At 30.9% G+C, this 26,869-nt stretch carries 29 protein-coding genes; 2 read left to right on the top strand and 27 right to left on the bottom strand.

Going from position 1 to position 26,869, the window contains the following annotated elements; translation table 11 throughout:
• Positions 1-66: 66 nt before the first annotated feature.
• From RIN63_RS11775 to RIN63_RS11715, 13 genes are all read right to left on the bottom strand, one after another.
• Entirely contained in the window at positions 67-960 is an 894-nt protein-coding gene (locus tag RIN63_RS11775; RefSeq protein WP_310444927.1) for a radical SAM/SPASM domain-containing protein, read from the bottom strand.
• Positions 961-1,004: 44 nt separating this feature from the next.
• Entirely contained in the window at positions 1,005-1,481 is a 477-nt protein-coding gene (gene msrA / locus RIN63_RS11770; protein ID WP_310444926.1) for a peptide-methionine (S)-S-oxide reductase MsrA, read from the bottom strand.
• A gap of 107 nt (positions 1,482-1,588) precedes the next feature.
• Positions 1,589-2,080 carry a ferritin family protein gene (locus RIN63_RS11765; protein ID WP_310444925.1) on the bottom strand — a complete coding sequence of 164 codons (492 nt, stop codon included), beginning with the start codon at positions 2,078-2,080 and terminating at the stop codon, positions 1,589-1,591.
• A gap of 55 nt (positions 2,081-2,135) precedes the next feature.
• Positions 2,136-3,902 carry a DUF4153 domain-containing protein gene (locus RIN63_RS11760; protein ID WP_310444924.1) on the bottom strand — a complete coding sequence of 589 codons (1,767 nt, stop codon included), beginning with the start codon at positions 3,900-3,902 and terminating at the stop codon, positions 2,136-2,138.
• A gap of 75 nt (positions 3,903-3,977) precedes the next feature.
• A complete protein-coding gene (locus RIN63_RS11755) occupies positions 3,978-5,324 on the bottom strand; it encodes a (p)ppGpp synthetase (protein WP_310444923.1) in 1,347 nt (448 codons plus the stop codon).
• A gap of 110 nt (positions 5,325-5,434) precedes the next feature.
• Positions 5,435-6,535: a 2Fe-2S iron-sulfur cluster binding domain-containing protein gene (locus RIN63_RS11750; protein WP_310444922.1), complete on the bottom strand. Its 1,101-nt coding sequence runs from the start codon at positions 6,533-6,535 to the stop codon at positions 5,435-5,437.
• Between the two features lie 11 nt (positions 6,536-6,546).
• A complete protein-coding gene (locus RIN63_RS11745) occupies positions 6,547-7,137 on the bottom strand; it encodes an Rnf-Nqr domain containing protein (protein WP_310444921.1) in 591 nt (196 codons plus the stop codon).
• Positions 7,134-7,769: an NADH:ubiquinone reductase (Na(+)-transporting) subunit D gene (locus RIN63_RS11740; protein ID WP_310444920.1), complete on the bottom strand. Its 636-nt coding sequence runs from the start codon at positions 7,767-7,769 to the stop codon at positions 7,134-7,136. Before RIN63_RS11740 ends, RIN63_RS11745 begins: the two co-directional genes overlap by 4 nt.
• Positions 7,770-8,375, bottom strand: a complete 606-nt coding sequence (locus tag RIN63_RS11735) for an FMN-binding protein (RefSeq protein WP_310444919.1) — start codon at positions 8,373-8,375, stop codon at positions 7,770-7,772.
• Entirely contained in the window at positions 8,372-9,355 is a 984-nt protein-coding gene (locus RIN63_RS11730) for an RnfABCDGE type electron transport complex subunit D (protein ID WP_310444918.1), read from the bottom strand. The genes RIN63_RS11735 and RIN63_RS11730 overlap by 4 nt, the downstream gene beginning before the upstream one ends.
• A gap of 153 nt (positions 9,356-9,508) precedes the next feature.
• Positions 9,509-10,258, bottom strand: coding sequence for a peptidylprolyl isomerase (locus tag RIN63_RS11725; RefSeq protein ID WP_310444917.1), 750 nt, complete (start codon positions 10,256-10,258; stop codon positions 9,509-9,511).
• A gap of 125 nt (positions 10,259-10,383) precedes the next feature.
• Positions 10,384-10,581: a cold-shock protein gene (locus tag RIN63_RS11720; RefSeq protein ID WP_310444916.1), complete on the bottom strand. Its 198-nt coding sequence runs from the start codon at positions 10,579-10,581 to the stop codon at positions 10,384-10,386.
• A gap of 239 nt (positions 10,582-10,820) precedes the next feature.
• On the bottom strand, positions 10,821-11,255 hold the full coding sequence (locus RIN63_RS11715) for a methylglyoxal synthase (RefSeq protein ID WP_399324848.1): 435 nt from the start codon (positions 11,253-11,255) through the stop codon (positions 10,821-10,823).
• A 235-nt stretch (positions 11,256-11,490) separates the two neighbouring features.
• On the opposite strand from RIN63_RS11715, the gene RIN63_RS11710 reads away from it, so the two are divergent.
• Entirely contained in the window at positions 11,491-11,988 is a 498-nt protein-coding gene (locus RIN63_RS11710; RefSeq protein ID WP_310444914.1) for a hypothetical protein, read from the top strand.
• 34 nt (positions 11,989-12,022) lie between these two features.
• Here the strand turns inward: RIN63_RS11710 and RIN63_RS11705 are convergent, their stop codons facing one another.
• The 4 genes from RIN63_RS11705 to RIN63_RS11690 form a co-directional block, all read right to left on the bottom strand.
• Positions 12,023-12,766 carry an acyl-ACP thioesterase domain-containing protein gene (locus RIN63_RS11705; protein ID WP_310444913.1) on the bottom strand — a complete coding sequence of 248 codons (744 nt, stop codon included), beginning with the start codon at positions 12,764-12,766 and terminating at the stop codon, positions 12,023-12,025.
• A gap of 32 nt (positions 12,767-12,798) precedes the next feature.
• Positions 12,799-14,151: an MATE family efflux transporter gene (locus tag RIN63_RS11700; RefSeq protein ID WP_310444912.1), complete on the bottom strand. Its 1,353-nt coding sequence runs from the start codon at positions 14,149-14,151 to the stop codon at positions 12,799-12,801.
• A 145-nt stretch (positions 14,152-14,296) separates the two neighbouring features.
• Complete coding sequence (locus RIN63_RS11695; protein ID WP_310444911.1) at positions 14,297-14,569, bottom strand: hypothetical protein; 273 nt, start codon at positions 14,567-14,569, stop codon at positions 14,297-14,299.
• Between the two features lie 222 nt (positions 14,570-14,791).
• A complete protein-coding gene (locus RIN63_RS11690) occupies positions 14,792-16,162 on the bottom strand; it encodes a sodium-dependent transporter (protein ID WP_310444910.1) in 1,371 nt (456 codons plus the stop codon).
• Positions 16,163-16,421: 259 nt separating this feature from the next.
• Between RIN63_RS11690 and RIN63_RS11685 the strand changes: the two genes are divergently transcribed.
• Positions 16,422-16,733, top strand: a complete 312-nt coding sequence (locus RIN63_RS11685; RefSeq protein ID WP_310444909.1) for a hypothetical protein — start codon at positions 16,422-16,424, stop codon at positions 16,731-16,733.
• Positions 16,734-16,792: 59 nt separating this feature from the next.
• On the opposite strand, the gene RIN63_RS11680 is transcribed toward RIN63_RS11685, so the two are convergent.
• The 10 genes from RIN63_RS11680 to RIN63_RS11635 form a co-directional block, all read right to left on the bottom strand.
• The gene (locus RIN63_RS11680; RefSeq protein WP_310444908.1) at positions 16,793-17,479 is read right to left on the bottom strand and encodes a P-II family nitrogen regulator; all 687 of its coding nucleotides are present in this window, start codon (positions 17,477-17,479) and stop codon (positions 16,793-16,795) included.
• A 5-nt stretch (positions 17,480-17,484) separates the two neighbouring features.
• On the bottom strand, positions 17,485-18,948 hold the full coding sequence (locus RIN63_RS11675) for a DUF1538 domain-containing protein (RefSeq protein ID WP_310444907.1): 1,464 nt from the start codon (positions 18,946-18,948) through the stop codon (positions 17,485-17,487).
• Between the two features lie 147 nt (positions 18,949-19,095).
• The gene (locus RIN63_RS11670) at positions 19,096-20,169 is read right to left on the bottom strand and encodes a DNA polymerase IV (RefSeq protein WP_310444906.1); all 1,074 of its coding nucleotides are present in this window, start codon (positions 20,167-20,169) and stop codon (positions 19,096-19,098) included.
• 7 nt (positions 20,170-20,176) lie between these two features.
• On the bottom strand, positions 20,177-21,001 hold the full coding sequence (locus RIN63_RS11665) for a metallophosphoesterase (protein WP_310444905.1): 825 nt from the start codon (positions 20,999-21,001) through the stop codon (positions 20,177-20,179).
• A gap of 161 nt (positions 21,002-21,162) precedes the next feature.
• Positions 21,163-21,867: an ABC transporter ATP-binding protein gene (locus tag RIN63_RS11660; RefSeq protein WP_310444904.1), complete on the bottom strand. Its 705-nt coding sequence runs from the start codon at positions 21,865-21,867 to the stop codon at positions 21,163-21,165.
• Complete coding sequence (locus RIN63_RS11655) at positions 21,861-22,643, bottom strand: ABC transporter ATP-binding protein (RefSeq protein WP_310444903.1); 783 nt, start codon at positions 22,641-22,643, stop codon at positions 21,861-21,863. The genes RIN63_RS11660 and RIN63_RS11655 overlap by 7 nt, the downstream gene beginning before the upstream one ends.
• Entirely contained in the window at positions 22,621-23,571 is a 951-nt protein-coding gene (locus tag RIN63_RS11650; RefSeq protein ID WP_310444902.1) for a branched-chain amino acid ABC transporter permease, read from the bottom strand. The genes RIN63_RS11655 and RIN63_RS11650 overlap by 23 nt, the downstream gene beginning before the upstream one ends.
• 13 nt (positions 23,572-23,584) lie before the next feature.
• Positions 23,585-24,469, bottom strand: a complete 885-nt coding sequence (locus RIN63_RS11645) for a branched-chain amino acid ABC transporter permease (RefSeq protein WP_310444901.1) — start codon at positions 24,467-24,469, stop codon at positions 23,585-23,587.
• Between the two features lie 71 nt (positions 24,470-24,540).
• Positions 24,541-25,713, bottom strand: a complete 1,173-nt coding sequence (locus RIN63_RS11640) for an ABC transporter substrate-binding protein (RefSeq protein WP_310444900.1) — start codon at positions 25,711-25,713, stop codon at positions 24,541-24,543.
• Positions 25,714-26,294: 581 nt separating this feature from the next.
• Positions 26,295-26,774 carry a superoxide dismutase family protein gene (locus RIN63_RS11635; protein WP_310444899.1) on the bottom strand — a complete coding sequence of 160 codons (480 nt, stop codon included), beginning with the start codon at positions 26,772-26,774 and terminating at the stop codon, positions 26,295-26,297.
• Between the last annotated feature and the right edge of the window lie 95 nt (positions 26,775-26,869).

Here is a 26,869-nt window from a genome sequence, read left to right as displayed (position 1 = left end):
TTCTATCAAACCTCTACATATAGTGTCAATATCTCACAAAACAATTAAACCCTTGACTTTTTGTCACTAATTAATCTTAGTTCTAAAACCACACCTTTTACACATTTCTTCAACTATTATTCTTCTAGAAAATCCATCATAAATTTTTTTTGCCCGTTTTCCAGCTATTATTTCAGAGAACATAGTTTCAAATATATTTCCTAAGTCTAACTTCCCTTCACCATCTAAGCAACATGGAATCACAGTACCATCTACTAGAATACCAATTTGATCTCTTAATCCATAGCAAAATCCTTCATCCTCAAATATCTCATTATTTAAATCTGGCCATACGAACTCTGATTCGTGGTTTAAATATATCTTCTCTCCTATCCTAATTCCTCTTTCTAGATTTATTTTATCCTCTATATCAAATTCTAAATTGAACTCAGCTTCAATTCTATTTAGGATTTCCCTATTTTTACTAGGTTCTTTATTAATCAAATCATCCTTAGACAAGTTCCAAAGTCTAAGGGCAATTATCAGCAACTCTATATCCTTGTCCACCTTTGAGTCTCTAGATTCCCTAATAAATCTAAAAATATTATCTAAATAACCACTTTTATCTTCCATTCCCTTGTTTCCATCAAAGCTATGTAAAGATATGTTAATTTGTCTCAATGCAGGCTTGTTTATTAATTTTTCCTTTACTTCGTTAATTAGTGTCCCATTGGTAGTTATATTTACTTTAAGTTCTTTATCATGGGCAATATCTAAAAATTCACCTATTCTAGGATGTACAAGGGGTTCACCTTTTACATGAAAATAAATATGATCTGTAAATTCTTTTACTTGATCTAAAATATAATTGAATTCCTCTATGGTCATAAATTTAGCTTTCCTAGCTGTCTTAGGGCAAAATTCACATTGAAGATTACATACATTAGTTATTTCTATATATACTTTTTTAAACCTCTTCATTTTCTCAATCCTCACACAATAAAAGAATCCCTTTAAGGATTCCTTTAGATATTTAAGTTAATGTGGCAATAACCACCTGGATTTTTCTTCAAATAATCTTGATGATATTCCTCTGCTTCATAGAAGCATTTCAGTTCCATAATCTCAGTTACTATTGGTTTATCATATTTATTTTTCTGTTCTTCTAAAGTTTTATTTATTGGTTCTAAGTCAGTTTCATCAATATAGTAAATCCCAGTTCTATATTGATTTCCTATATCTGGACCTTGTCTGTTTAATATAGTAGGATCTACTATTTTCCAAAACTTATTTAATATTTCTTCTAAAGTTACAATCTTATCATCAAATTTTACATAAGTAGTCTCTGCATGACCAGTAATACCTGTACATACTTCCTCATAAGTTGGGTTTTCTTTGATCCCATTTGCATATCCTACAGCTGTATCCACAACTCCATCTATCCTTGACATATATTCTTCTACACCCCAAAAACATCCTCCAGCCAAATATATCTCTTTCATATATTCTTTTCCTCCCCATAAATCTTATAATAATATTAATTATTTACAATAGTATTATACTACTATATTCACATAAAAAACAGGGGTTATCCCCTGTTAGCTATTATCTAAAAAGGTGCAAAACTTTGGTCAGACCACCAATCAGTCTTATGCTTGTTATATTGTTCAGTAAATTGATCTAGGTGGACTCTTTCCCATTTAATCAGTAAATCAAATAGTTTCCTACCCTCATCAAAATTTGTCTTTGATTTTGCATCTTCATAGAACTCTATAGATGCTTTCTCCATCTGAATCCCTATCCCAAAAACTGACATGGCTAATGAAGTATATTCTTTATCTACCTTATTCCATTTATATATGTTGGGTGAAGGTGGAGATGTTTCTAATGCTAATCTTATATCATCCTCATTATTATCTTTAATTTTATTAAATAATGCTTTTAAGTATTCTATGTGTTTTAACTCCTCATTAGCTAATTCTAAAAAAGCTTCCTTACTATCTGCAGTTCCTATTTGATTTGAAGCCATCTTATAAAATTCATAACCTTCAATCTCATTTATAATTGCTTGACTTATTATATCTAGTTCTTCCTTATACATTTGACTTATCCCTCCTTGTATTTTCATTTAATACTTACCCAACTTTTTTAATCTATCACTTATTACTAATCAATAATATAAAACTTGCATTTTCGATTACAAAGTTATTATTTTCATCTATTCTCAGATTTATCTCTGTAAATATGAATTTCAGGTCAATATTATGGGAATCACTATTAATTGCCACGCTATAACTCATATCCTTATAATCAACCATGGTTTTCCCTTCATTTGGACTTTTAGCTTCCTGTTTTTCATAAATATCTTTTACAAAATCAGTTATATCTTGTTCTAGTATATCTATCTCATCACTAGATATAGTCAGAGTATTGTTTGCTCTATTATATTTTAGAATTAAACCATCAACTTCTCTATTGTTTTCATTCCACGAATTCATATTTAGATAATAATTATATCCGCTTATATCAATAACATCCTCTGCATTATTAGTACCATAATAAAAATATTTACTCTGCTCATATGGATAGGAATAATATGGCTCATATTTAAATCCAAATGTACTCTCCATTTTATCTAAGTCAAAGTCCTTTGGCAGAATTTTAATGTCTTCTAACTTATGATTATTGTTAAAATAACTAATTATATTACTAATCTCTCTCTTATCATCAGTTGAAATACTATCATTTTTAGCAATCTCACTAGCAGATAACATATTGTTTTCCTGTAATATGCTTTCAAATCTTTTATTTTGACTATATTTGGATATAGCAAAACTACTGAGGGGTCCGAATACTGAATTTAACATTATAATGGATAAACTAATAGGTATAATAATATTTCTTAAGGGTTTCTTTAATGAAAAATATATCATTATTCCTAAAACCCATAATCCAAGAACTACTAAGTAATATCTATTTTCTGTTATGCCATATTGATTTATTCTTTGGTAAATAGACATAAACATCATAAAAAGAATTGGTAATATTATTTTTGGAAACCAAAACTTAAACATCTTTGCTACTTTATTTTCCTCTAAAATTGGAGTAATTAAAAATATAACTCCAACAGATATGGTGGAATACCATAATACTAGATGAGATACTAACCCCCTAGGCCATTCTCCAGTAATAAGTATTTTTGCAAAATACACATAGAGAATTGTAGTATAGATTGTTATCAAAGGAATAACTATATAGGTCAAAAGTATCTTTAAGGGTTTTGTATATTCTACACCATGGTACTCTTCGCCTACAGATGGTAATTTTGACAAAAATAAAGAAATGGCAAATATCAAAGATACTACTAAAAACATATAATAATAAATTTCACCATTTATATTAGCATCAAACAATTGGTTGATAGTAAATAATATTGCTACTATACCAAAATAAAGAATGAATGAATATATAAAGGTTAAAGCAAAACTAGAATATACATCCATTACATAGTATTCATATCCATCTTTCCTGCCAATTCTAGATGTATAAAGAAATGCCAAAATCAAAGAAATCATAGTTGCTAAATATCTAGATATGGCTACTATTCCAGAAGTCTCAAGAAAGGCAAAATAATATAGTATTAGAAAAGCAATCCCAACCATATATAAAGCCATTGATTTATGTCTATCATTTCTAAAAAATCTTTCTATTAGCAGTCCAATACAAAGGGATAAAGGTATGCCAAGTCCTAGAACTAAGTTTATCTTCTGTAAGGTTTCTCTACTGTTACCTATTATATGACTTTCATTTAAATAAATAAGAATGATAACCAAAATTGTAGATACAGCTACTGTTATTGGAAATCTTTCTATGCTTTTTTTTATGCTTATTAAAGTTAATTTTACTCTGTTAAATAATTGCATGATCTCAACTCCTTATTTTTACTTACTATATTTTTACCCAATACCAAAAAAAGTATTTGAAATCATTCAAATACTTTAAAAATCATGGCATAATATTAAATCTAAAATTTCTTGTTTACTATTCTTCCAATCCTCAAAGGATAGAATGTTTTTAAAATTCTTTTCGATCTTTTGATTTAATGATTTAATGCTACAATCACTTAAGAAATCAACCTCTATTTCTTTGGAAAATGCAGTTGCTATATTATCCAATATGCAGTTGACAATTTCTTCCTTATCAGATTCTTTCATGTATTTATCTTCTAGTATAATCATTAAATTTTCATGAAATCTATATCTAATAAATATCATAAAACCTTCAAAGTCTTCAGCATTATTGCCCTCTTCTATTTCAAATATTATTCTGAAGAATAAATTCCATCTAAAGTCCTTATTAATGATTTCAAGAATATTACTCCCTACTTTTCTTGTAAAATTATCATTGAAGAATATATCCCTCTCAAATTTTATATATCTATTAAAAGGTATACTGTTTTTCCCTATTTCATTTAATCTGTTTAGTATTCTAAGGAAATTTACACTATAATTTTCTGATTCTTCTGGTCCACCTTTCATAAATATGTAATTTACAATCACATCTGTGGATTTTTTAAAATCTACTACAAATCCTATTTCTTGCCTTATTTTAACTATATATATATCATGTATAATCTTAGATAACAAAGCTTGTAATTGAGTTTTTTTTGTCAAGGAATTGCTTGCATCCATTCCGTTTAGATGATTATATACTAGCATTAATTGCCTATCAATCATGGATAAATTATCTTTAATTGAAGACATTATATCTCTAAAAAAGTCTTCTGTTAACATGTAATTAAAGTTTTTGTACAAAATTCTATGATCTATTTCTCCCCAGAATACATTAACAAGGGATTTTATTTGTAGCTCAAAGTTAATGCATACTCCATCTTTGCAATGTTTCCCATCTATTTTATATATTTCAAATCCGTTTTTTTGCTTTTGAGGCTGTTTTACATCTAATTGCAACATTATATTTGAATTTAAAGGATTTGTGTAAAATCCATTATCACCTTTTATTTTAAATAACTCTACAATATCTCTATAAATCTTATCTTCATCTTCAATAAACCTACATTCTATCCTAAATCCTATTAGGTCCGATAGATTATTTAATAAATTTTCTGGTGTTTTATACTTAATATAAAAGCTATGACGTAATATTTTTTCTCTTAAGCTCTCAGGAGATTTAATTCTATAATTAACATTCAAAAAGTGATCATTAATGAAAAAACTATCAGTAAAAAACTTCTCCAAAGAATCAGCTACATTTTCTATGCTTTCCTTTCTTTCTTCTATGAGCTCTAAAGTTTCATCAATAAAGTCAAATAACTCTAGCTTCATTCCTCATCCCCCTAAGGATATTTTATTCAATAATGTTCTTATTTAATTATATCATAAATTGTAAAATAATAGTCCACAAAAAGAGAAATCCAAAGGATTTCTCTATAATATTAAAATTCATCAAAGTAAATCAACTCATCTTTCAATCCTTTTGCTTTCAAGGATTCCATCACAGATTGTATCATAGGAGGATTTCCACAAAGATAAGCCTCTTTATGTTCTGTATCAGTTAAATACTTATCCAAAGCATTGTTAACTCTTCCCCTTTCCCCGTCCCAATTATGTCCTTCAGTTACTCTTGAAAGTGTAGGTATGAATTTAAAGTCGTATAATGTATCTTCTAAATCTTTAAAATAATCTAATAGGAACAAATCACTTGGAGTTTTTGCTCCAAAGTAAAATCTTGCCTTTCTCTGAATGTTTTCTTCTTTCATGTGATTAAGTATTGAAAAGATAGGCGCTATACCAGTTCCTACTGCAACTAAAATCATTTCCCTGTCGTTATCATCTTGATAATAAAAATGACCATATGGTCCATTAATCCTGACCTCATCACCTACCTTTAGATGTTGATGTACATAGGTAGTAGCTTTTCCACCAGGCACATACCCTATAAATAATTCTATATGAGTTTTGTCTGCAGCTGAAGATGCTATAGAATATGCCCTATAAACTTCTTCATCATTACCATCATATATAGGAGCCATTAGTTGAATAAATTGCCCTGGCTTAAAGCTAATTTCCTCACCTTCTGGTAGTTTAAGTTTCAATCTTTTTATTACATCAGTCATATTTTCCATTTCTTCAACTGTTGCAATATATTCTTTAACATTAAATAGTTCCTCTGGAATCTCGATACTTATCTCTTGCTTAACTTTACATTGACACGATAGTCGTACATCACTTTTCAGCTCTTTTTCTGTAAGAAATGGTGTTTCTGTAGGTAAAACAGGTCCACCACCAGAATGAACTTTTACCTTGCAGTATCCACAAGTCCCCTTTCCTCCACAAGCTGATGGAATAAAAATTTTCTCATCAATTAAAGTGGATAAAAGTGAACTACCACCACGAACCGTAAATTCCTTATCATTATTTATTAGTAGTTTTACTTCCCCATAATCACCGATAGTCCTATCGGCAAGAGTAAGCAAAAAAGCAAATACTGCTGAAATTGCTGTAACTGCAATAGTTGTTATAATTATCTCTTTCATCTTTCGCCCCCCTATTGGATTTGGACTATGCCTGAAAAGCCTATGAAGGCTAATGCCATTAATCCAGTAATGATTAAGGTTATACCTGGACCTTCAAGACCCTTAGGAACAGAAGCTTTTTTTAGTTTCTGACGAATACCAGCTAGAGCTACAATAGCTAATGTCCATCCAATTCCAGAACCAATACTAAAACCAATTGATTGAAGCAAGTCATATTTACGAATTATCATAAACAATGAAACTCCTAAAATTGCACAGTTAACAGTTATCAAAGGTAAAAATATACCAAGTGCATAATATAGATTTGGCAGGTATCTTTCTACTATCATTTCTAAAAGTTGTACAAATGCAGCTATACTAACAATAAAAAGTATAAATCTTAAGTAATCTAAGCCTAAAGGTAACAAAATATAATGGTATATTAGATAATTTATTATGGTTGTACATGTTAAAACAAAAGTAACCGCCTGACCAAGTCCAAGGGAAGTAGGAATCTCCCTTGAAACAGCTATGAACGAACACATGCCTAAAAAATTGCTAAATATCATATTGTTTGTAAATATTGCTGCAAGAAATATTACGAAAGGATTAAGTTCTATCATGAGCTAACCACCTCGCCTTTCTTTTCATCTTTCTCTTTATCCTGAATATTTTTAGTTACCCAAATAACAACGGCTAGTATGAAAAATGCAGCTGGAGGCATTATCATAATTGTCCAAGGTGTCCACCATTCTCCTAACACCGGAATACCAAAAATCGATCCAAACCCCATCAATTCCCTTATGAATGCGATAATTAGAAGAACTATGGTATAACCTAGTCCTGAAGCCAATCCATCTAAAAATGAAGCAATAGGGGGATTCTTTTGTGCATAGGCTTCTGCTCTACCCATAATTATACAATTGGTAATAATAAGTCCTACATAAGGTCCCAACGCTTTACTCATTTCTGGCATATAAGCTTGCAAGAAAATATCAACTATAATTACATAAGCAGCTATAATGAGTACTTGAACCATCATCCTAATATGTTTTGGAGTGAAAGTTCTAATCAATGATACTGTAAAAGATGAAAATGCAGTAACAAACATTAACCCTACTCCCATAATCAAAGAGTTTAACATAAGATTAGTTACAGCAAGAGCAGAACAAATACCTATTATCTGAACCAGAACGGGGTTATCCTTCCAAATCCCCATCATGAAAATCTTTTTAGGGCTATCGCCTTTCATCATCTATTCCCCCTTCCTCAACCTAATAAAATTATATATATCATCATTTACAAAATTGCTTACGGATTTAGATGTTAGAGTAGCCCCAGCTATAGCATCTACATTTCCTCCCGATGCTGGTTTATATATAATATACTCTCCATTCTTTGCCGCGGTTATATCTATGCCCCTAAATTGCTCCCTAAACCACTCCTCAGATATTCTACCACCTAATCCTGGTGTTTCACTATGAGATGTAAAATCTAATCCAAGTATTGTTGAATAATCTGATGAAATCCCAACAAACCCCTCTATGCTTCCCCATAGACCAGATCCATTTATTGGGACAGCATATCCTAGAACTTCTTCATTTTCTCCATGATGTACATACAAAGGCTCATCATCAAAGGGTATAGATCCTATATTATCCATAAAGGCCTGGCTAATTTCATCAGGTTCTCCAGAGGATGGAGTAATATCAAAAATATAAAGAAGTTTCTTATTTAACTCTAATTCTTTATTAAATGATATTTTATCAGCTGTACTATAATTAAGAAAAGCCAATATAAAAGTAAAAAAAGCTGTTAGTATGACCATAAAAATTATTGGAAAGCTAAAGGATTTCTTCATATTGCCACCTCTTTTTCCCCAGACTTATCTTCTTTTTTTCGTTTTTTAAAATAGTTAACTCCTTCGTCTATAATTGGAGCAAAGGTATTAGCTATAAGTATGGCAAACATCATGCCTCCAGCAAATAGAGCATATCCCCTAATGATTACTGTCACAATACCTATGAGAATGCCATATATCCATTTACCAGCCTTTGTCTTTGGAGCAGATATAGGATCAGTGGCCATAAATACAGTTCCAAATAATAATCCTCCTGCAAGAATTCCAAAAATAGGAGTAGGAATCTGACTATTACCTAATAAGTACAAGCTACTACTTAACCCAGTGAATCCTATTAATACTCCTGCCATGATTTGCCAAGAAGCAACCTTTTTATATATTAGATAAATAGCTGCAAGAATTATTAAAATAGAACTTGTCTCACCTATGGATCCTGAGACATTTCCTATTAGCAAGTCCATAATTGAAGTTAATTTACCTGTATCTCTAAATAATAGCATTGGAGTTGCTTGAGATACTGCCTCTATTCCCTCTGTAACATAAGTACTAAATCCACCTGGGAAACCTATTGCAGCCTTTGACCACTCTATTGTAAGTGGTGTAGGGAAAGATACATATACGAAGGCTCTAGCAACTAAAGCAGGATTGAAAACATTCTTCCCAAAACCTCCAAATACTTCTTTCCCAAATACAATTCCAAATATAATTCCTACTACTGCTATCCAGAATGGTGTTGTTGAAGGTAATGTCATGGTATAAAGAATACAACTAACAAATATTGCCTCTGAAATCTTTCTATTGTATTTCCTTCCAAAAATCCATTCTGTCCCTACCCCGAAGACTGTGACAATTCCTAAAAGTGCCAAGGTTCTCCATCCAAAGAAATATACGGATGCAAATATTATTGGTATTAAAGAAATAATAACAGTTCTCATCATCTTCTGCTTAATAAAATACTTTGGGAAATTCTCCTTGAACAAAATACCACCTCCAAATTACAATTATTTTATATAAGTAATATATTCCCTATTATTGGCGAAAATAACATCCATTACCATTTGAATATAGTTATCTAACTAAAACACCATTTTTTAATGGAAATAAAAACAGAGATCGAAAGATCTCTGTTTTTATTACATATTATTTACTACCTCATATTTTTGCTTTAATTCATTCGTTTTATTTAAATATGCTTCTTGTTGTTTCATTCCTGTCACTTGCTGAGTTAATTGATCTTTAACTTCATCAAATGTACTAAGGGATTCTTCATTTTTAGCTATTAATTTAATTATATGATATCCAAATTGAGTTTTCACTGGATTTGAAATCGTATCAACTTCCATAGAAAAAGTAGTTTCTTCAAACTCTGGAACCATTTGCCCTCTAGTAAATTCTCCTAAATTTCCGCCTTGTTCCTTAGATGGGCAGGAAGAATATTTTGTAGCTGCTTCTTCAAAAGCAAGTCCTTCATTAATCTCTTTAATTATTTCATTAGCTTTTTCTTCAGTATCGATTAATATATGTGAAGCTATTGCTGATTCTGGCTTTTGAAACTTCTCTTTATTTTGATTGTAGAAATTTTCAATTTCATCTTCTGTAGCAGTAATATTTGATAAAAGAGAATTTAACGCATATTGCTTAATTAAACCTTCCTTAACTCTTTCTAATTCTTTAATAAAATTATCATCATTATCTAAACCCTTTTCTAATGCATCTAAATAAATAACTTCTTGGTTTATTAACTCATCTACCACTCTTTTAATTCCTTCTGGCGATTTAAATTGCATTGCCATTTGTGGACCTAAATCATTCAGAAACTTTAATACAGTATCCTCTGATATTTCTTTACCATTAACTACAGCCAGCACTTTATTTTCTCTCATATGTACTCTCCTTTATATAAATTTTAGAATATTTACTTCTAATAAGTTATCATATAGCATTTTTGTTGTCAACAACAGAAAACCTCTTAGAGATTAATCTCCAAGAGGTTTGAGTATCTATTTAACTAGACAATTTCTATGTTTTCAGCTTGTAGACCTTTAGCGCCTTCAACAACGTTGAATGAAACTTCTTGGCCTTCTTCTAAAGTTTTGAATCCATCTTTGTTAATTTGTGAGAAGTGAGCGAATACATCGTTTCCTTCTTCTGTTGTAATAAATCCAAATCCTTTTTCTGCATTAAACCATTTTACTGTACCTTTCATTGCATATACCTCCGAAATTTTATTTCTTTAATTCTCTGTAAAAATACCAACAATAAAATTTCTTCACTATATGCAGATAAACTTCTGAACCTATAGAAATTATTGTGTATTAATTATTTACTTCTGAATTAAAGCTACAACCATATACTATCATACTTTTTTCCAGATTGCAACTATATTTTAAAAGTTTTTTTAAAATAAGAAATAATTTTATTAATAATCAGATTATTTTTAAACTTTTATTTTGAATCGTCTACTTGGGTGAAACCAAGGATGATTTCCCTTTCATAATCCCGTTCCATATATGGAGAAGATAAAATAAAGCTGGCAGATGATCTATTGTGTGCAACAGGAATGTCGTATAGAACTGCAATTCTAAGTAATGCTTTGACATCTGGGTCATGAGGCTGTGCTTCAAGAGGATCCCAAAAAAAGATCATCATATCAATATTTCCCTCAACTATACGAGCACCTATTTGTTGATCTCCTCCTAAAGGTCCTGATTTAAAAGCTCTAACTGGTAAATCTACACCTTCAGATATTATCTTCGCAGTAGTGCCAGTTCCACACAAAAAATGTTTTGATAAAATATCTTTATTTTCTTTTACCCAATCTAGTAGATCATCCTTTTTATTATCGTGAGCAATAAGAGCTATACGCTTTTGTCTTTCCATTTTGATTTTCACCATTCAGCCTCCCTATTTATAATAATATTATTAATAATTATTATATTTTCATTTATTAATTCTTTAATATATTTATTTTATCATAAATTGGGTAGAATTATATAGAGTATTATAGTTTGTTTGAAATATAACTAAACTTTCATTTAGATTCTGTTAATGGTATTATAATAATGCAAAATAAACTTATATCATTAATCAAAATAATTAATAAGGAGCGATTAAATTGAATACAATGATTCAAAAGTATGTAACTCAAGAGTTTATGACAGAAGCAGAAGGCAATTTTATTGAAGAAGCTATTAATAGAAAAGAATCAATTATAGTGTCTGGACATAGATCTGCAGGCATTAGGCCTTTGATGGCTACTTTAATGGCAGTAGCAAAAGGTAGTTTTAAGTCATTACAGGTAAAAGGATTTGATGATTTAAATAATGATGTTGAATATTTTCTTATCCCTGGCTTAGATAATTTAGATTTCGAAAAACTAATTGGTGAAGCAATGGCAAAACCAAATACATCCTTTGTAACTCTAAAAGAACCAGAGCATCCATATTCAATTTTAAAATTACTAAGAGATGTTTATAAGCAAACAGGAGATACTTCAAAAGTATACCACTTATTAGAATGTGCTAAAATTAATGATGTACCAAAGTTAACTAAGGTTACAACAATGAGTTTAGATGAAAAAGGTAAAGTAGTTAAAGTGGATTTTAAAGGATAATATAAAAAAGTTAGGTTAAATTACCTAACTTTTTTTATATTATCCACTTAGTCATACCCATAGCATGATTTTCGTTAATATCCCTATCCATAATACTATGCATAAAATGAGGCTTATCTATTAAATCATCTAGCTCCTTACAACCTGATAATATAGTATTACCATATATTGCTTCTTTCTTATATAATATTTCAAACTCATGAAGCCTATAATTTTCAAAAACAAAGTCTGGAATGCTTTCTATCATCCATGCTAAGTACTTGGTATTATTCACATGGTTGTTATAGTCGATATCAGATCGCCTCACATGAAAATCAATGTAATCAGTAATGTTCATATCAATTTTAAAATCAGTAAAATTATTAAAGGCTCTTTCTTCTATAGGATTTGCAGCCTCATAAAACTCAGTTGGAATTCTTATGGGCCTTTTCTTAGATATATCAATGAATATCCATAGTGAAGATGCTCGACCGATCTCTATATCATTGTTATCATATATAATGAACTCTCGAGTAGCAAAAAACTTATCTATACCCGATGTCCATGTTTCAATTATAATTTTCTCTTTTACCTCTGGATATCTATCTATTCTTACTTTCCATCTATTTAGCATCCATCCATAATTTCTACTTTGTAGATTATCTATATCAAATCCCATATTATCTGTATGAGCTCCTGAGGTTTCTCCTAGATAGGTTAATATAGATAATGGTGTAGCTTTTTTATTTTTATCGGATTCATAAAATGTTATTTCAAAAGATTTTCTAAATTTGCTCATTATCCTATCAACTCCTTACTTCTCGATTGTAATTATGTTACATTTCTTATCCACTTTTTAGATTTGACTCTTGGCAATCCCAAGATTGCCTTAACTACTTCTTCAAAAGAAACTAATATAAAAACAATATGGACAGGGAAATGGAAAAACAGAGCTCCCATAAAAGCTAATGGTACACCGACTAACCATACTGCTCCCATCTCTAAATACATAGAGAATGTTGTATCTCCCCCACCTCTAAGTACACCTACTATTAAAGTCGAGTTAAATGTCCTTACAAAGCAAAATAATCCTCCAACAATTAATAGTTTTTTTGATAAATTATATACATCTGGCTCTAAACTTATAAATAATTTCAATGTTAAATCAGGAGTTAGGATCATAATTGTTCCTAATACTAAACCAGCTATAGTTGACATAGTTAGAAATTGAATAGCATAATTATATGCCTCTCCTTCATCTTCACCACCTATTTTATTGCCAATCATAACAGTACATGCATTTGCCAGTCCCCTTACAAGTACAAAGAAAACATTTTGTATAGTAGTGGCAATTTGTACTGCTGCCGTTGCCTCCTCTCCTATCCTTGCATAAGCAACTGAATACATTACTTGCCCAAGAGCCCATAATGTTTCATTAATTATTACTGGATAAGTAGTCTTAAGATATCTAGCTATAAATTCCTTTGACCAATCCGTTAATTCTTTAAATTTAGCTGCTAGTGGTTCTATATCCCTATATACAAAATAAAGAATAAAGCAAATTTCAACTATTCTTGCTATAAGTGTACCATAGGCAGCACCCCTTATACCTAATTCCGGAAATCCAAACTTACCAAAGATAAGCAAATAATTAAAAACTCCATTGGTTGCAAAAGAAATTGCTGATACAATCATTGGCATTTTTGCCTTTCCTATACTTCTGGCTGCTATGCTATATGCAAATCCAACACCAGTTATTATATAAGAAAGAGACACAATTCTAAGATATTCACTACCTAATTTTACTACCACAGCCTCTTTAATGAAAAACCTCATTACTGTCTCTGGATAGAAAAGTGCTATTATAGTAAATACTAAACCTACTACAGCACTTAGACTTACTGCTAACCCTAAAATTTTCTTTATGTTTGCAGTATCTTTTTTTCCCCAAAATTGAGAAATAAAAATTGATGAACCACTATTAATTCCAAAAATTATTAAGGCATAAAAAAAGAATAGTTGATTTGCAAGTCCTACAGCAGCTATACTTGATTTTCCTAATCCTGATATCATCAATGTATCCAACATGTTAAGTGAAGAAGTTATTAGATTTTGTAATGCAATAGGAATTGCTATTCTTAGCATGTCCTTTAAAAAATTCTTGTCCTTTAGAAGTTGTTTCATCTGTGACCTCCATTATGTTATCCTAGAAATATTGAATTTATCCAATATTACCTCTTGTACATTATACATTATTTCTTCTTTTAATGATATATTTTATTACAATGATAAAGGTACTCAAGATTATGAGTACCCTTGTTTTTTACTGTTAATGTATTCCATATCCAGTATGATCATTGCCCAAATAATTGATGTTTGCATAAATCCTTATAATATCACTATTATTTTCATGCTTAATTTGAACATCTGATGCTCTTCCGTCATCACCTCTATTGACTAGATGATATTTTATAATTTCTGTTGCTACTTCATTATTATATTCATCAAAAACCTGATCATAATCCTTGGCTGAAATCTCCAAAACTACACTATGCTGACCTCCATTTACTGCTCTCTTTTCTATAATATTGTTATATAACATATACAGACCTCCTTTAAATTCTTTCGAAGTAGAGTCTACTCTCTTATATTATCTTCTCTATAAAGAAGTTTTTTATGTCATATTAGTAAAAATGATTTTCAAACTAAGGGTTTACATTTTTTCCCATATGTGGAGGTTTATATTATTGATTAAATAAAAACAGATAGAAGGATAATCCAAATTCTATCTGTTTACAATTTACCTATTTAATTATTAATTAAATTATTCGCCTAAAAATTTATCTAACCATCCTAATGAACTTGCCAATACTATAAATACAGCAATAGGTGCAACATATTTAATTAATATTACCCAAAGTTTTTCAAGTTTGAATTTTACTCCTGGGCTTTTCTTTATCTCTGCAATTGCTTCATCTACACCCCAAATATACCCTATGAATATTGCCATCAATAGCCCTCCAACAGGCATCAATATATTGGATGTAAAGACATCTAAAGTATCAAAAATACCTTTGTTAAATAGCGGCACCTTAAAGTCTGCCATAGGTCCATTTGATAAAGAAGCAAATATACCTATTATAAACATTAGGGACGAAAATATGGTAACTGATTTAGTTCTAGACCATTTACGTTGATCAATACCATAAGAAGTAGCAACTTCAAGTAATGAAATAGCTGAAGTAATTGCTGCGAAGAACACTAAAACAAAAAAGATAACACCAAACACAGCCCCAAAAGGCATGGCATCAAATACTGCTGGTAAAGTTACAAACATGAGTCCAGCACCTTGAGTAGGTTCAAATCCAAAAGCAAATACTGCTGGTAAAACAGCAAAACCTGCTAATAATGCTACTGATGTGTCCAGTGCAGGTATTATTAAAGCATTTCTCTCTAAATTTTCGTCACCTTTTAGGTAACTACCATAGGTAATCAATGCCCCCATACCTAGTGATAAGGAGAAGAATACTTGCCCTAAAGCATCCACTAGAACCCTTGCGTTAAACTTACTAAAATCAGGTTTTAAATAATAAGATAAACCTGCTGAAGCTCCAGGAAGAGTTACTGATCTTATAGCAACAATTATGAGCATAATGAAAAGTGCTGGCATCATTATCTTACTTGCCTTTTCTATTCCACCAGATATTCCTTTAAATACTATAGCTACTGTTAAAATCATAAATATTCCATGATAAACCAAAGGTTCAATAGAACCGCCTATAAATCCAGTAAAGTATGCAGCTTTATCTGCTCCAATAGATCCTAATAATGTTGCTACGATATACTTGATAACCCATCCACCTACTACAGAATAAAAAGATAAAATTAAAAATGCAGTTAAAATACCAATTGAACCTAAAAAACCCCAGTTTTTGTTTAATTTCTTATATGCCCCATAAGGATCTAATTGTGTTTTTCTACCAATGATCATTTCGCCTAACATCATAGTAAATCCAACAAATACAACCATCAAAAGGTATACTACAACAAATACAGCACCACCATTTTTACCAGCTAAATAAGGAAACTTCCATAGGTTACCTAATCCAACTGCTGAACCTGCTGCTGCCATAATAAATCCAAAACTCGACCCCCAAGACCCCCTGTCTTCTTGACCTCTAGTCTTATTATCCATAATGCCCCTCCTTTATTTTTATAATTTACTTATGGGTTTAATAAATTATACTACATCCATATATTAAAGTAAATGAATATTTTGATTATTCGAATAGTTTTGTTTTTATGCAATTCTACTCTATGATTATTACTATAAGATATGAGTTACAATATAATATTTATTACATTCTTTATATTTTTATAATATATAATCATCCAAATGGTAATAATATTAAGAAACCACAAAATCCCTACTCTATATAGAAAGGATGATACTTATGAATATTGACAAATACTTAGTTTGCCCTAAATGTAATGGAGTACATTTCGAAGTTAAAAGAGAGGCTACTTTTTTATACTCATATAAGCTGAATACTCCCCTCACTAATGAGTTGAGTTGGGAAACCGATGTGCTACCTTTCCTATTTGATAATAGAGAACAACTTAATAGTAAGGAATATATTATATGTGAAGAGTGTGGAGCAAAATATCCATGTGATTTAAATAGTAATAATACAAAATTTCAATTTACAATTTTACAAAAATCTATACGATCTGATCTTGTTCAAAACCCTGAATTCCTTGGATAGCATATTTCATTTAAAAAACAGCCAGGATAAATTATCCTGGCTGGCTATAAGTATAAAACTTAGTTTAAATCTTCATCTTTATATAGTCCTGAAACTTTATTAACATCCATGGAAAATAATATACCTTTTCCAGGCTCATCTATATGCATAGTATCTTCTATAGCATTAATTATCTTGTCTGATTTTTCTTTCTCAATTATTATCATAACGATTTCTTTCTCTGGTTCAATATTCATTGAGAAGAACATACTGCTTTCATGAATACCTGATCCTCTTGCGTTTATTATAGTCGCTCCTCTTGCTCCTGCTGAAGTAGCTGCATCTACAACTTCAGCACCTAAGCCTCTCTCAACGATAGTATATATCACTTCATATTTCATATCATTCTTCCCTCCAATTATTGAATCGCTATCATTCGTAGGATTGCTTCTCACACCAAGTGTCCTACTTATAGGTTTAGAAAACACTATTCCATGATTCGGCTTGTCTAGATGGAATTTTTCCGTTATAACTTCATGAATTTTATCTTCTAGTTGTTTTTTTGCAATCATTATTACAATCTCTTTTTTTGCTTCATCTAATCCTAATAACTCTAAAATATGATTCTTAACAGTTCCTCTTCCTAAAAAAATAGTTCCACCTGCTACCCCTATTTTTTTTAGTTCTTTTAAAACCTTGCTTCCTATACCTAGGTTAACAATTACTACAGAAAGAACTTTGTCCGTATTTAACATATCTGAATTCATCTATATCAACTCCTTTTCGCAGACTTACGCTCATATATTAATCCTAATATCTGTATTGCAATTAAAGGTGTTAACGCTACCATAGATATTACTCCAAAAGCGTCCATTAAAACATCTGCTCCCTCAACAGCTTCCGCTACACCTTGAGCAAAAGCTAGTATAAATGTAGCTGTCATTGGTCCAGAGGCTACGCCACCTGAATCAAAGGCGATACCCACAAATATCTTAGGCGCAAAATATGATAAAATTACTGCTAATAAATACCCTGGGACAATATAATGCCATAATTTAATACCAGGTATTAATATTCTTACCATAGAAAGAGCAACTGCAACGGCAACTCCTATTGATAATGTATATAATATTACTTTCTTCTTAATATGTCCAGAAGTAACCTCTTCTATCTGCTCATTTAATACATACACTGCTGGTTCTGCAAATATTACAGCAAATCCTAAGATAAATCCAATAGGAATAACAATCCAGTTGTTATCAAGAGATGCTGCAACATAGCCTATTGCAGACCCTGCTTCCATAAATCCTGCATTTACACCAGTTAAAAATAGTACAAATCCAATAAATGTATAAAGTAACCCTTTGAAAATCTTATTAAGTTGTTTTTTTGTTAGTTTGAAAAATATGATTTGAAATATAATAAACATTATTATTAATGGAATCATAGCCAATGTAACTTCTATTATCAATGTAGGAATTTGTTTTAAGAAAGGAATTATTATACCACTTGTACTAGCAGCATTATATGGCAAACTCCCTGTTAAAGATTTTATACCAGACAATAAACTCATGATAAGAACTGCAATCATAGGTCCTGTAGAGGCTACCCCCACTAGTCCAAAGCTGTCTTCTTCAGATTCTTTTCCCCCTTGAGTTGATGATACTCCTAATCCCAAAGCAAGAATAAAAGGTACTGTCATAGAACCAGTTGTAGCTCCACCTGAATCAAAAGCTATACCTAAAAATGCTCCAGGCGCCAATAGTACTAACAAGAATATTATCCCATATAATACTGTCAAAAGCTTATTTAACGGTACTCTAAATATTATCCTAGTTAATCCTACTACAACTAATAAGCCTACTCCAATTGAAACTACAACTACGATGCTAGTTTGAGGCAGTGCTCCAGAAGTAACTTCGCTTACCTGTCTTGCTAAAATCAACAAATCTGGTTCTGCAACATTAATAAGAAATCCAAGAAGAAATCCAAATACAATTATCATCCATAATCTTTTCTTTCTTGTAAGAGATGAACCCATAAGTGCACCTATAGGTTGAATTCCTAAATCAACTCCAAATAAAAATATGGACAATCCCAATATAATAAATATGGCTCCAACGACAAACTTCCACATTAAGTTTGCTCCTATGGGAGCTACTGTGAAATTCAGTATTAGTACAATGATAGTAATTGGAAATACTGCTAGTGTTACATCTTTAAATTTTTGTATCAAAATGTTCAAATAATATCAGCATCCTTTCTACGATTAATTTATATTTTGGTTTGATTATATTATAATATATAAGCATACTTAAAGTAAATAATTTATTTAGCTTCTCTAATTAATTACCCCTGTGCTAGGACTATATATCTAATTTTTCTAATCAAATAAAGAAAGCTGTTCTAACTCGGAGTCCATAAGATTTGAAGCTGTTATACCAATTAGTCTAATCTTATTATTTGTTTCAATTTCCTCTAATAGTTCCAAAGATATATTAAAAATTTGAGTAAAATCGTTGATGTACTCATTTAGGGTTTTACTCCTAGTTTGAGTCGTAAAATTTTCATCTTTTATTTTTAAAATAATAGTTCTACCCTGTATACCTCTATTCTTTAAGTCAGTTGATAATTCCTCAGAGAACTTTTCTAAATACTTTTTCAAGACATATTTATCCTTTGTAGATTCATCAAATGTACGCTCAACCCCCAAGGATTTTCTCTCTCTAGTAGTATCTACTTTTCTATGATCTATACCACGAATTCTACTATATATCTCCACACCAGACTTGCCAAACATCTCCATAAGAAACTCTTCTGATAATCCTAATAAATCTTCAACTGTATAAATCCCTATACCATTTAACCTATTATTAGATTTGGGACCTATTCCATGTACTTTTCTAACTGGAAGTGGAAGTAATATATCAGGTACCATATCTTTAGTTATAATCTTTATACCACTGGGTTTATTCCATTCTGACGCAAGCTTTGCTAAAAATTTATTATATGAAATTCCTATAGACATGGTTAAACCTGTATTTAACGCTACTTTTTCTTTGATCTTCATGACTAGTTTCAAAGGTTCTATATTTGTCTTGGAAATATCCAAATACGCCTCATCAATAGACACCTTCTCTACTAAGTCTGTAAATTCATATAAAATATCAAATATCTGCTGGGAGACTGACTGATATCTTTTCATTCTAGGATATATATAGCAACCCTTTGGACATCTCTTTTTTGCCATAAATATAGGCATAGCAGAGTGAATTCCATATTTTCTAGCTTCGTAATTGGCAGTAGTCACAATACCATGATTACTTAAACCACCTACTATAACGGGCAACCCTTTAAGTGTAGGATTGTCCTGTTCTTCAACAGATGCATAAAATGCATCCATATCTAAATGTATAATATTCAATTCCTTATCTTGATTAAATTTATCTATATCCATATTTTCATCACTTCTTTGGTTCGATTGTAATATTTGAAAATTGAACGGGATTAAAGGCTCTCAGTGGTGCAAGGCTATTCCCAAGTCCACTATCGATATAAAGGACTAAGTTACCTATTTTAAAAATACCTTTATCATGCTTAGGAAATAAACCCTGCCCTGGTGCTACTATTGACCCTATTATTGGCAGTCTGATTTGTCCTCCATGGGCATGCCCTGATAATACCAAATCTGCTTTACTATCAGAAAGGTTTTCAATATTATTTGGAGAATGCAATAATAAAACATTATAATAATCTACATTTAAATTCTTAGTGGCTTCTTGATAATTTGTAGCTTCTTCATATGCCCTAGACCCTGGAGTAAAATTAAGTCCAGTAAAATTTATTTCTTCTCCATTTACCATAACTACTTTAGAATCATTCTCCAAAATAATTATACTTAATCTTTCCATCTCATTCTTTAAGTCCTTATATAAGCCGTTCCTCATTTCATGATTACCTTCTACAAAATAAATATCTTTATCTAATTTTGATATACTCTCAAGCATTTTTGTTACTATATCTAATTCTGTATCTTTGTGATCTATTATATCACCTGTTAATACTATAAAATCTGGATTAAACTTTTCTATTTCCATTCTCATTTTATCTATATCTATTAAATGATTGGAATGAAAGTCGGTAATCTGGGTTATTTTTATATTATTTTTTATCTTATGGGATTCTATTTTTATATCTCTTACTCTAAATTTGCTTACTTGATTAAAATTATAAAGATATATAAGTGCTAAGACAGCTGCAATAATAAGTAAAACTTTTAATAATTTCATCTTATTCCTCCTATTACTGGAATTAATATGTCTATAATGTACTAATTATATCATAAAATGAAAAATATATAGACTCTAACTTAGATGCTAGAGTCCATATTAATATTGTTCACTTTCATCAATTGATCATAAGCTCCTGTTCTTTTGGAATTTAAAAAAGCTTATCCTTCTAGATAAGCTTTTTTAATCCTTTCATCTTTTACCAGATCTTTTGCATTACCTTCCATTTCAATTTCTCCATTTTTAATTATATAAGCTCTATCTGCAGCATTAAGTGCCATATACGCATTTTGCTCTACCAATAGTACCGTTGTACCAGTCTTGTTTACATCTTTTATAATATTGAATATTTCTTTTACTATAATGGGTGCAAGACCCATTGAAGGTTCATCTAGTAAAAGAAGTTTTGGCCTTGACATAAGGGCACGACCAATTGCTAGCATTTGTTGTTCTCCTCCTGACAAAGTTCCTGCCATTTGCTCTTTTCTTTCTAGAAGTCTCGGAAATAAAGAAAAAACTTTTTCATAATCCTTCTTAATTTCCATTTTATTAGTTCTTATAAATGCACCCATTTCCAAATTTTCCATTACACTCATATTTGAAAAAACCCTTCTGCCTTCAGGAACATGGGATATACCCAGTCTAACAATCTCCGGTGCTTTGAAAAAAAATATATTTTTATCATTTAACCTAATTTCTCCAGTCTTAGGCTTTTTCATACCAGATATAGCTTTTAATGTTGTGCTTTTTCCTGCTCCATTTGCCCCAATAAGAGTAACTATCTCTCCTTCTTCTATCTTAAGGCTTATATTTTTAAGTGCATGAATAGAATCATAATATATATTTACATCTATGAGTTCTAACATTCTACCACCTCATCCCCTAAATAGGCCTTAATTACTCGAGGGTCTTTTTGTATCTCCTCAGGCACTCCATTAGCTACTAAATGACCATAATCAAACACAAATATTTTCTCACATATATTCATTACTAAAGACATATCGTGTTCTATTAAAATAACTGTAAGATCAAATTCTTTTCTTGTCCATTTAATGAGTTCCATAAGTTCTGCTGTTTCTTTAGGGTTCATACCTGCAGCAGGTTCATCCAAAAGAAGCAACTTTGGTTTTGCTGCTAAAGCTCTAGCAATCTCAAGTCTTCTTTGATCTCCATATGGAAGATTTTTTGCTAGCTCATGCTTTTTATCTAATAAATCAAACTTATCAAGAAGCTTTGATGTCTCCTCATAAGTATTATTTTCAATTTTATAGTAGGAGGGTAGTTTAAAAAAAGCAGTTGCTACTCCATATTTTAAACTATTATGAAAGCCTATAAGCACATTATCAATTACTGACATATTTTTAAAAAGTCTTATGTTTTGAAAAGTTCTAGAAATTCCATAATGAGTTATTTTATGAGGCTTTAAATCTTTTGTTGTTACTTTTTTGTTTAAATTATACACGATTTCACCTGAAGTCGGTGTATATATTCCAGTTAACAGATTAAAAAAAGTTGTTTTTCCTGCTCCATTTGGCCCGATCAAACCAACTATTTCTCCCTTTTCTACTTCTAAGCTTACTTCTGTAACTGCTTTAATTCCACCAAAAGTCTTTGATAGATTACTTACTTTCAATGCTGGCATTTGTTTTAACCTCCTTCTTAAATAACTTAATCTGATCTCTGCCCATAATTCCTGTTGGCCTATATACCATTATAAAGAAAAGAATAAGTGCATAAATTATCATTCTAAGCTCGGGTATAGTCTGAAGGAACAAGGATATCACTGATAAAGCAATTGCTCCAACAATTGACCCTGCAATACTACCCATACCACCAAATACAACGATTACTAATATATCAATAGATTTCATAAAACCAAAAGAATCAGGTTTGATAAAATAGAAATAATTAGCATAAAGTGATCCTGCTATACCAGCAAAGAAAGCCCCAATAGCAAAAGCTAAAACCTTATAGTAAGTTGTGTTCACACCCATTGCTTCAGCTGCTATCTCATCTTCCCTAATAGATTTACATGCCCTACCATGGTAAGAGTTTATAAAATTTTTTACCAAGATTATTGTAACTACTGTCATAGTAAAAATCCAAGTCCAATTTGTATATTGAGGTATATCATTGAATCCTATGGCTCCACCTACAGCGTCAGTATTTAATATTAAAATTCTTACTATCTCACCAAATCCAAGTGTAGCTATGGCAAGATAGTCTCCTTTTAATCTAAGTGTTGGAATCCCAATAAGAATTCCTGCCACTGCAGCCACAACTCCTGAGACAAGTATAGCTACTATAAAAGGTTGACCTAATTTTGCTGTAACCACTGCTGATGTATATGCACCAATTGACATAAATGCTGCATGTCCTAATGAAAACTGACCTGTAAATCCTGTAATTAAATTTAAACCAACTGCTAGTATAATATTAATTCCAATAAGAGTAATATTAAGTTGCAAATAGGAGTCAATGATGCCCTTATCTATTAATACTAATCCCAATAAATAGGTTAGACTCAATGCAAGAAAGGCTATAATATTTTTTTTGCTAATCTTTTTCATTTCATTTTTCCCCCTATACCTTTTCTTTTACAGTCTTACCTAAAAGTCCATTGGGCCTTACTAAAAGAACAAGGATTAATATTCCAAAAGAAAGCGCATCTTTAAATATAGATCCTCCATAAGCAGTCACTACAGTTTCTATCATTCCAAGGAAAAATCCTCCAAAGGCTGCTCCAGGAATTACTCCAATTCCTCCTAGTACTGCCGCTACAAAGGCCTTAAGCCCAGGACCAGCTCCCATAAGAGGGTTTATAGTATTATAGTAAACTCCGACAAGAACTCCTGCTGCACCTGCTAGGGCTGATCCCATAGCAAATGTATATGATATAGTTTTGTTTACATCTATTCCCATAAGCTCAGCAGCATCTTTATCAAGTGATACAGCTCTTATTGCTTTACCTATCTTGGTTCTATGAACTATATATTGAAGACCAATCATTAATATTATTGTAACTGCAACGATATAAATATTTTTTACATCTAAGATAACCTTTCCATCAAAGAAAGTTAATATTTTACTTTTTAAAACTGTTGGAAATGTTCTTGTATCTGGTTTTACAAAATACATCATTGTATATTGTAAAAACAGTGATACAGATATGGCAGTTATAAGAGCTGCAATTCTTGTAGAATTACGTATAGGCTTATATGCAATTTTTTCTATTAAGATACCAAGTATGCTACAAACTAGCATAGAAATTATTAAAGCTGGTAAAAAACCTAATCCTAGAAAGGTTGTTAAGGCAAATCCAACATATGCACCTACCATATAAATATCACCATGAGCAAAATTTATTAATCCTATAATTCCATATACCATGGTATATCCAAGTGCTATTAAAGCATATATACTTCCTAGGGATATTCCATTTATCAATTGTTGTAATAATTGTTCCATTTTATTAACCTCCTTTCTGTTTATATAATGTCTTTAAAGGAATGTTCCTTTAAAGACATTATTATTTAATCTTATTTGGGATCCAACTTCTTTAAGAATGTTGGAACTCCATCTTTCATTTCTATTATAGTTACAGATTTTACTGGGTTATGATTTTCATCTATTGTAACGCTTCCTGTTACACCCTTAAAATCTTTAGTTGAAGCTATAGCATCTTTTATTTTTTCTGTGTCAGCTTCTCCTGCTCTTTCAATGGCATCTTTAGCAAAGTAACCTAAGTCATAACCTAATGCATTAAAAGCATCCGCTTCTTTACTATATTTAGTTTTAAAACTTTCATTAAATTTAACTACTTCAGCTGAATCATCCATTGAAGAATAGTGAGATGAATAATAAACATTATTTAAAACACCTTCACCTGCTATTTCAGTAAACTTTGGAGATTCATATCCATCGCCACCTAATATAGGTACATTTAATCCAAGTTCTCTTGCTTGTCTAACTATTAATCCCACCTCTTCGTAATATCCAGGTATAAATAATACATCTGGGTTTTTACTCTTAAGACTTGTTAGAACTGCTCTAAAATCAGTATCTTTTGCTTGGTAAGCTTCTTCAGCTAAAACTGTTCCACCTTGGCTTGTAAAAGTCTCTTTAAAAGCTGTTGAAAGTCCCTTAGCATAATCTGATGTACTATCTCCTAAAATTGCTGCATTTTTAAATCCTAAATCTTTTAAAGCAAACTCTGCCATCATAACCCCTTGGAAGGAATCGCTAAAACAAGTTTTAAAAATATATTCTCTTACTTTCCCATTACTATCTATTGTCACATCATCTGCTGTAGCAGAAGCTGATATCATAGGGACTTTGTTTTGCATTGCAACTGGAGAGGCAGCTTTTGTATTTCCAGATGTTGCTGCTCCTAGTAATAATACAACATTATTCCTAGTAACTAGTCTTGTAGCAACGTTAGCTGATTCTGTATCTTCTGATTTATTATCAACCTTAATAAGTTCAATTTGCTTTCCAAGTACTCCACCATTTTTATTTATTTCTTCAACAGCTAATTCAACACCTGCTGCTAAATTTTGCCCATAAGTAGCAACTGATCCTGATAATTCATAGTTTACTCCAACCTTTATTGTATCTGATTCTAGGCTGTTACTTGTACCTTTCGTCGTACAACCTGCAAGAAGGCTTAATGTAAACACTAATGATAATACTAATAATATATTTTTTTTCATAAAAACACTCTCCCAATTTTAATTTTTATAACAATATTTTTTACATATAATACCATCTTCATCTTGATCTATATTAATCAATAATAATTCCCCCTTTGAAAAAAAACATTAAAAAGGCCTCTACATGTATGCAAATACATGTAGAGGCTCATCAAAGCGTTACCACTCTACTTTATAATTATCTCACGATAATTAACTTATCAAGTTCTATAGGTTAGCAAAAAAATTGCTTCATTCCTATCTTAAACCCTGGCCTTTTAACGGGGCCTATCGATATGACTTACTTAGTTCAGTCATATAACTCCGAAGTGATTGTTCCCTATTTAAATCATGACTGGTTCTCATCAACTCCAGCTCTCTGTACTAGATTTTATAAAATAGTTCACTCTTCATCTTAGTATTTATATATAGTTTTAATAACAAGATTGCAATCTGTTTTGTATTAAGAAGTAATATATCATGATAAAGTATAGGTGTCAATGTTTATTTGAAAATATTTTTATAAATACTTTCAATTTACAAAATTATTTATATATTCTATTTAATTAACACTAGAGTTGTGGTTATCAAATTCTTAGTAATTATTTTGCAGCACATATTACACCACAAGCTATTCTCTTCCCCGAGTTCCCCGCAGGTTGGGTTCTATAGTCATCAGGGTTCTGATGAATTATTACTGACCTATCTACGACATCTTTAGGTTTAAACTTATCTGTAAAAAAACACATCCTCGCATATCCATTATTTGAGAACAATACTGGGAAATCTCCTACATGATTACCATGAGGTTGATTAGTAGGATTATAATGTCCTCCTGCTGATTCAAATGGATTTTCTGGATTAGTTGTTTCACATATCCCATTTTGATGTAAATGAAATCCCAAAGGTCCTATAGGCTGATTGTTTCCCTCAGCTGGCTTATACAAAGGTAATCCCCATACTTCTACACTTACCTCTGTACCACCTTCTACATCATCAAAGAATACTACACCATGTATGTTTGGATATAAATTCCCTCCTTTTATTTTTGCATATGCTTTCGTTCTATTTTCATGACACATACTCATTCCTCCCTTCTGTATATAATATGAAATGAGGAGTGAGTATGTGTTAGATAGAGATGTTCTTAAATAAAAAGAATAGATTATTGCTATAT

Origin of the sequence: Tissierella sp. (genome assembly GCF_031460495.1) — a bacterium.
Classification (GTDB): domain Bacteria; phylum Bacillota; class Clostridia; order Tissierellales; family Tissierellaceae; genus JAVKTS01.
This window is presented reverse-complemented; position numbering and strand designations above follow the sequence as displayed.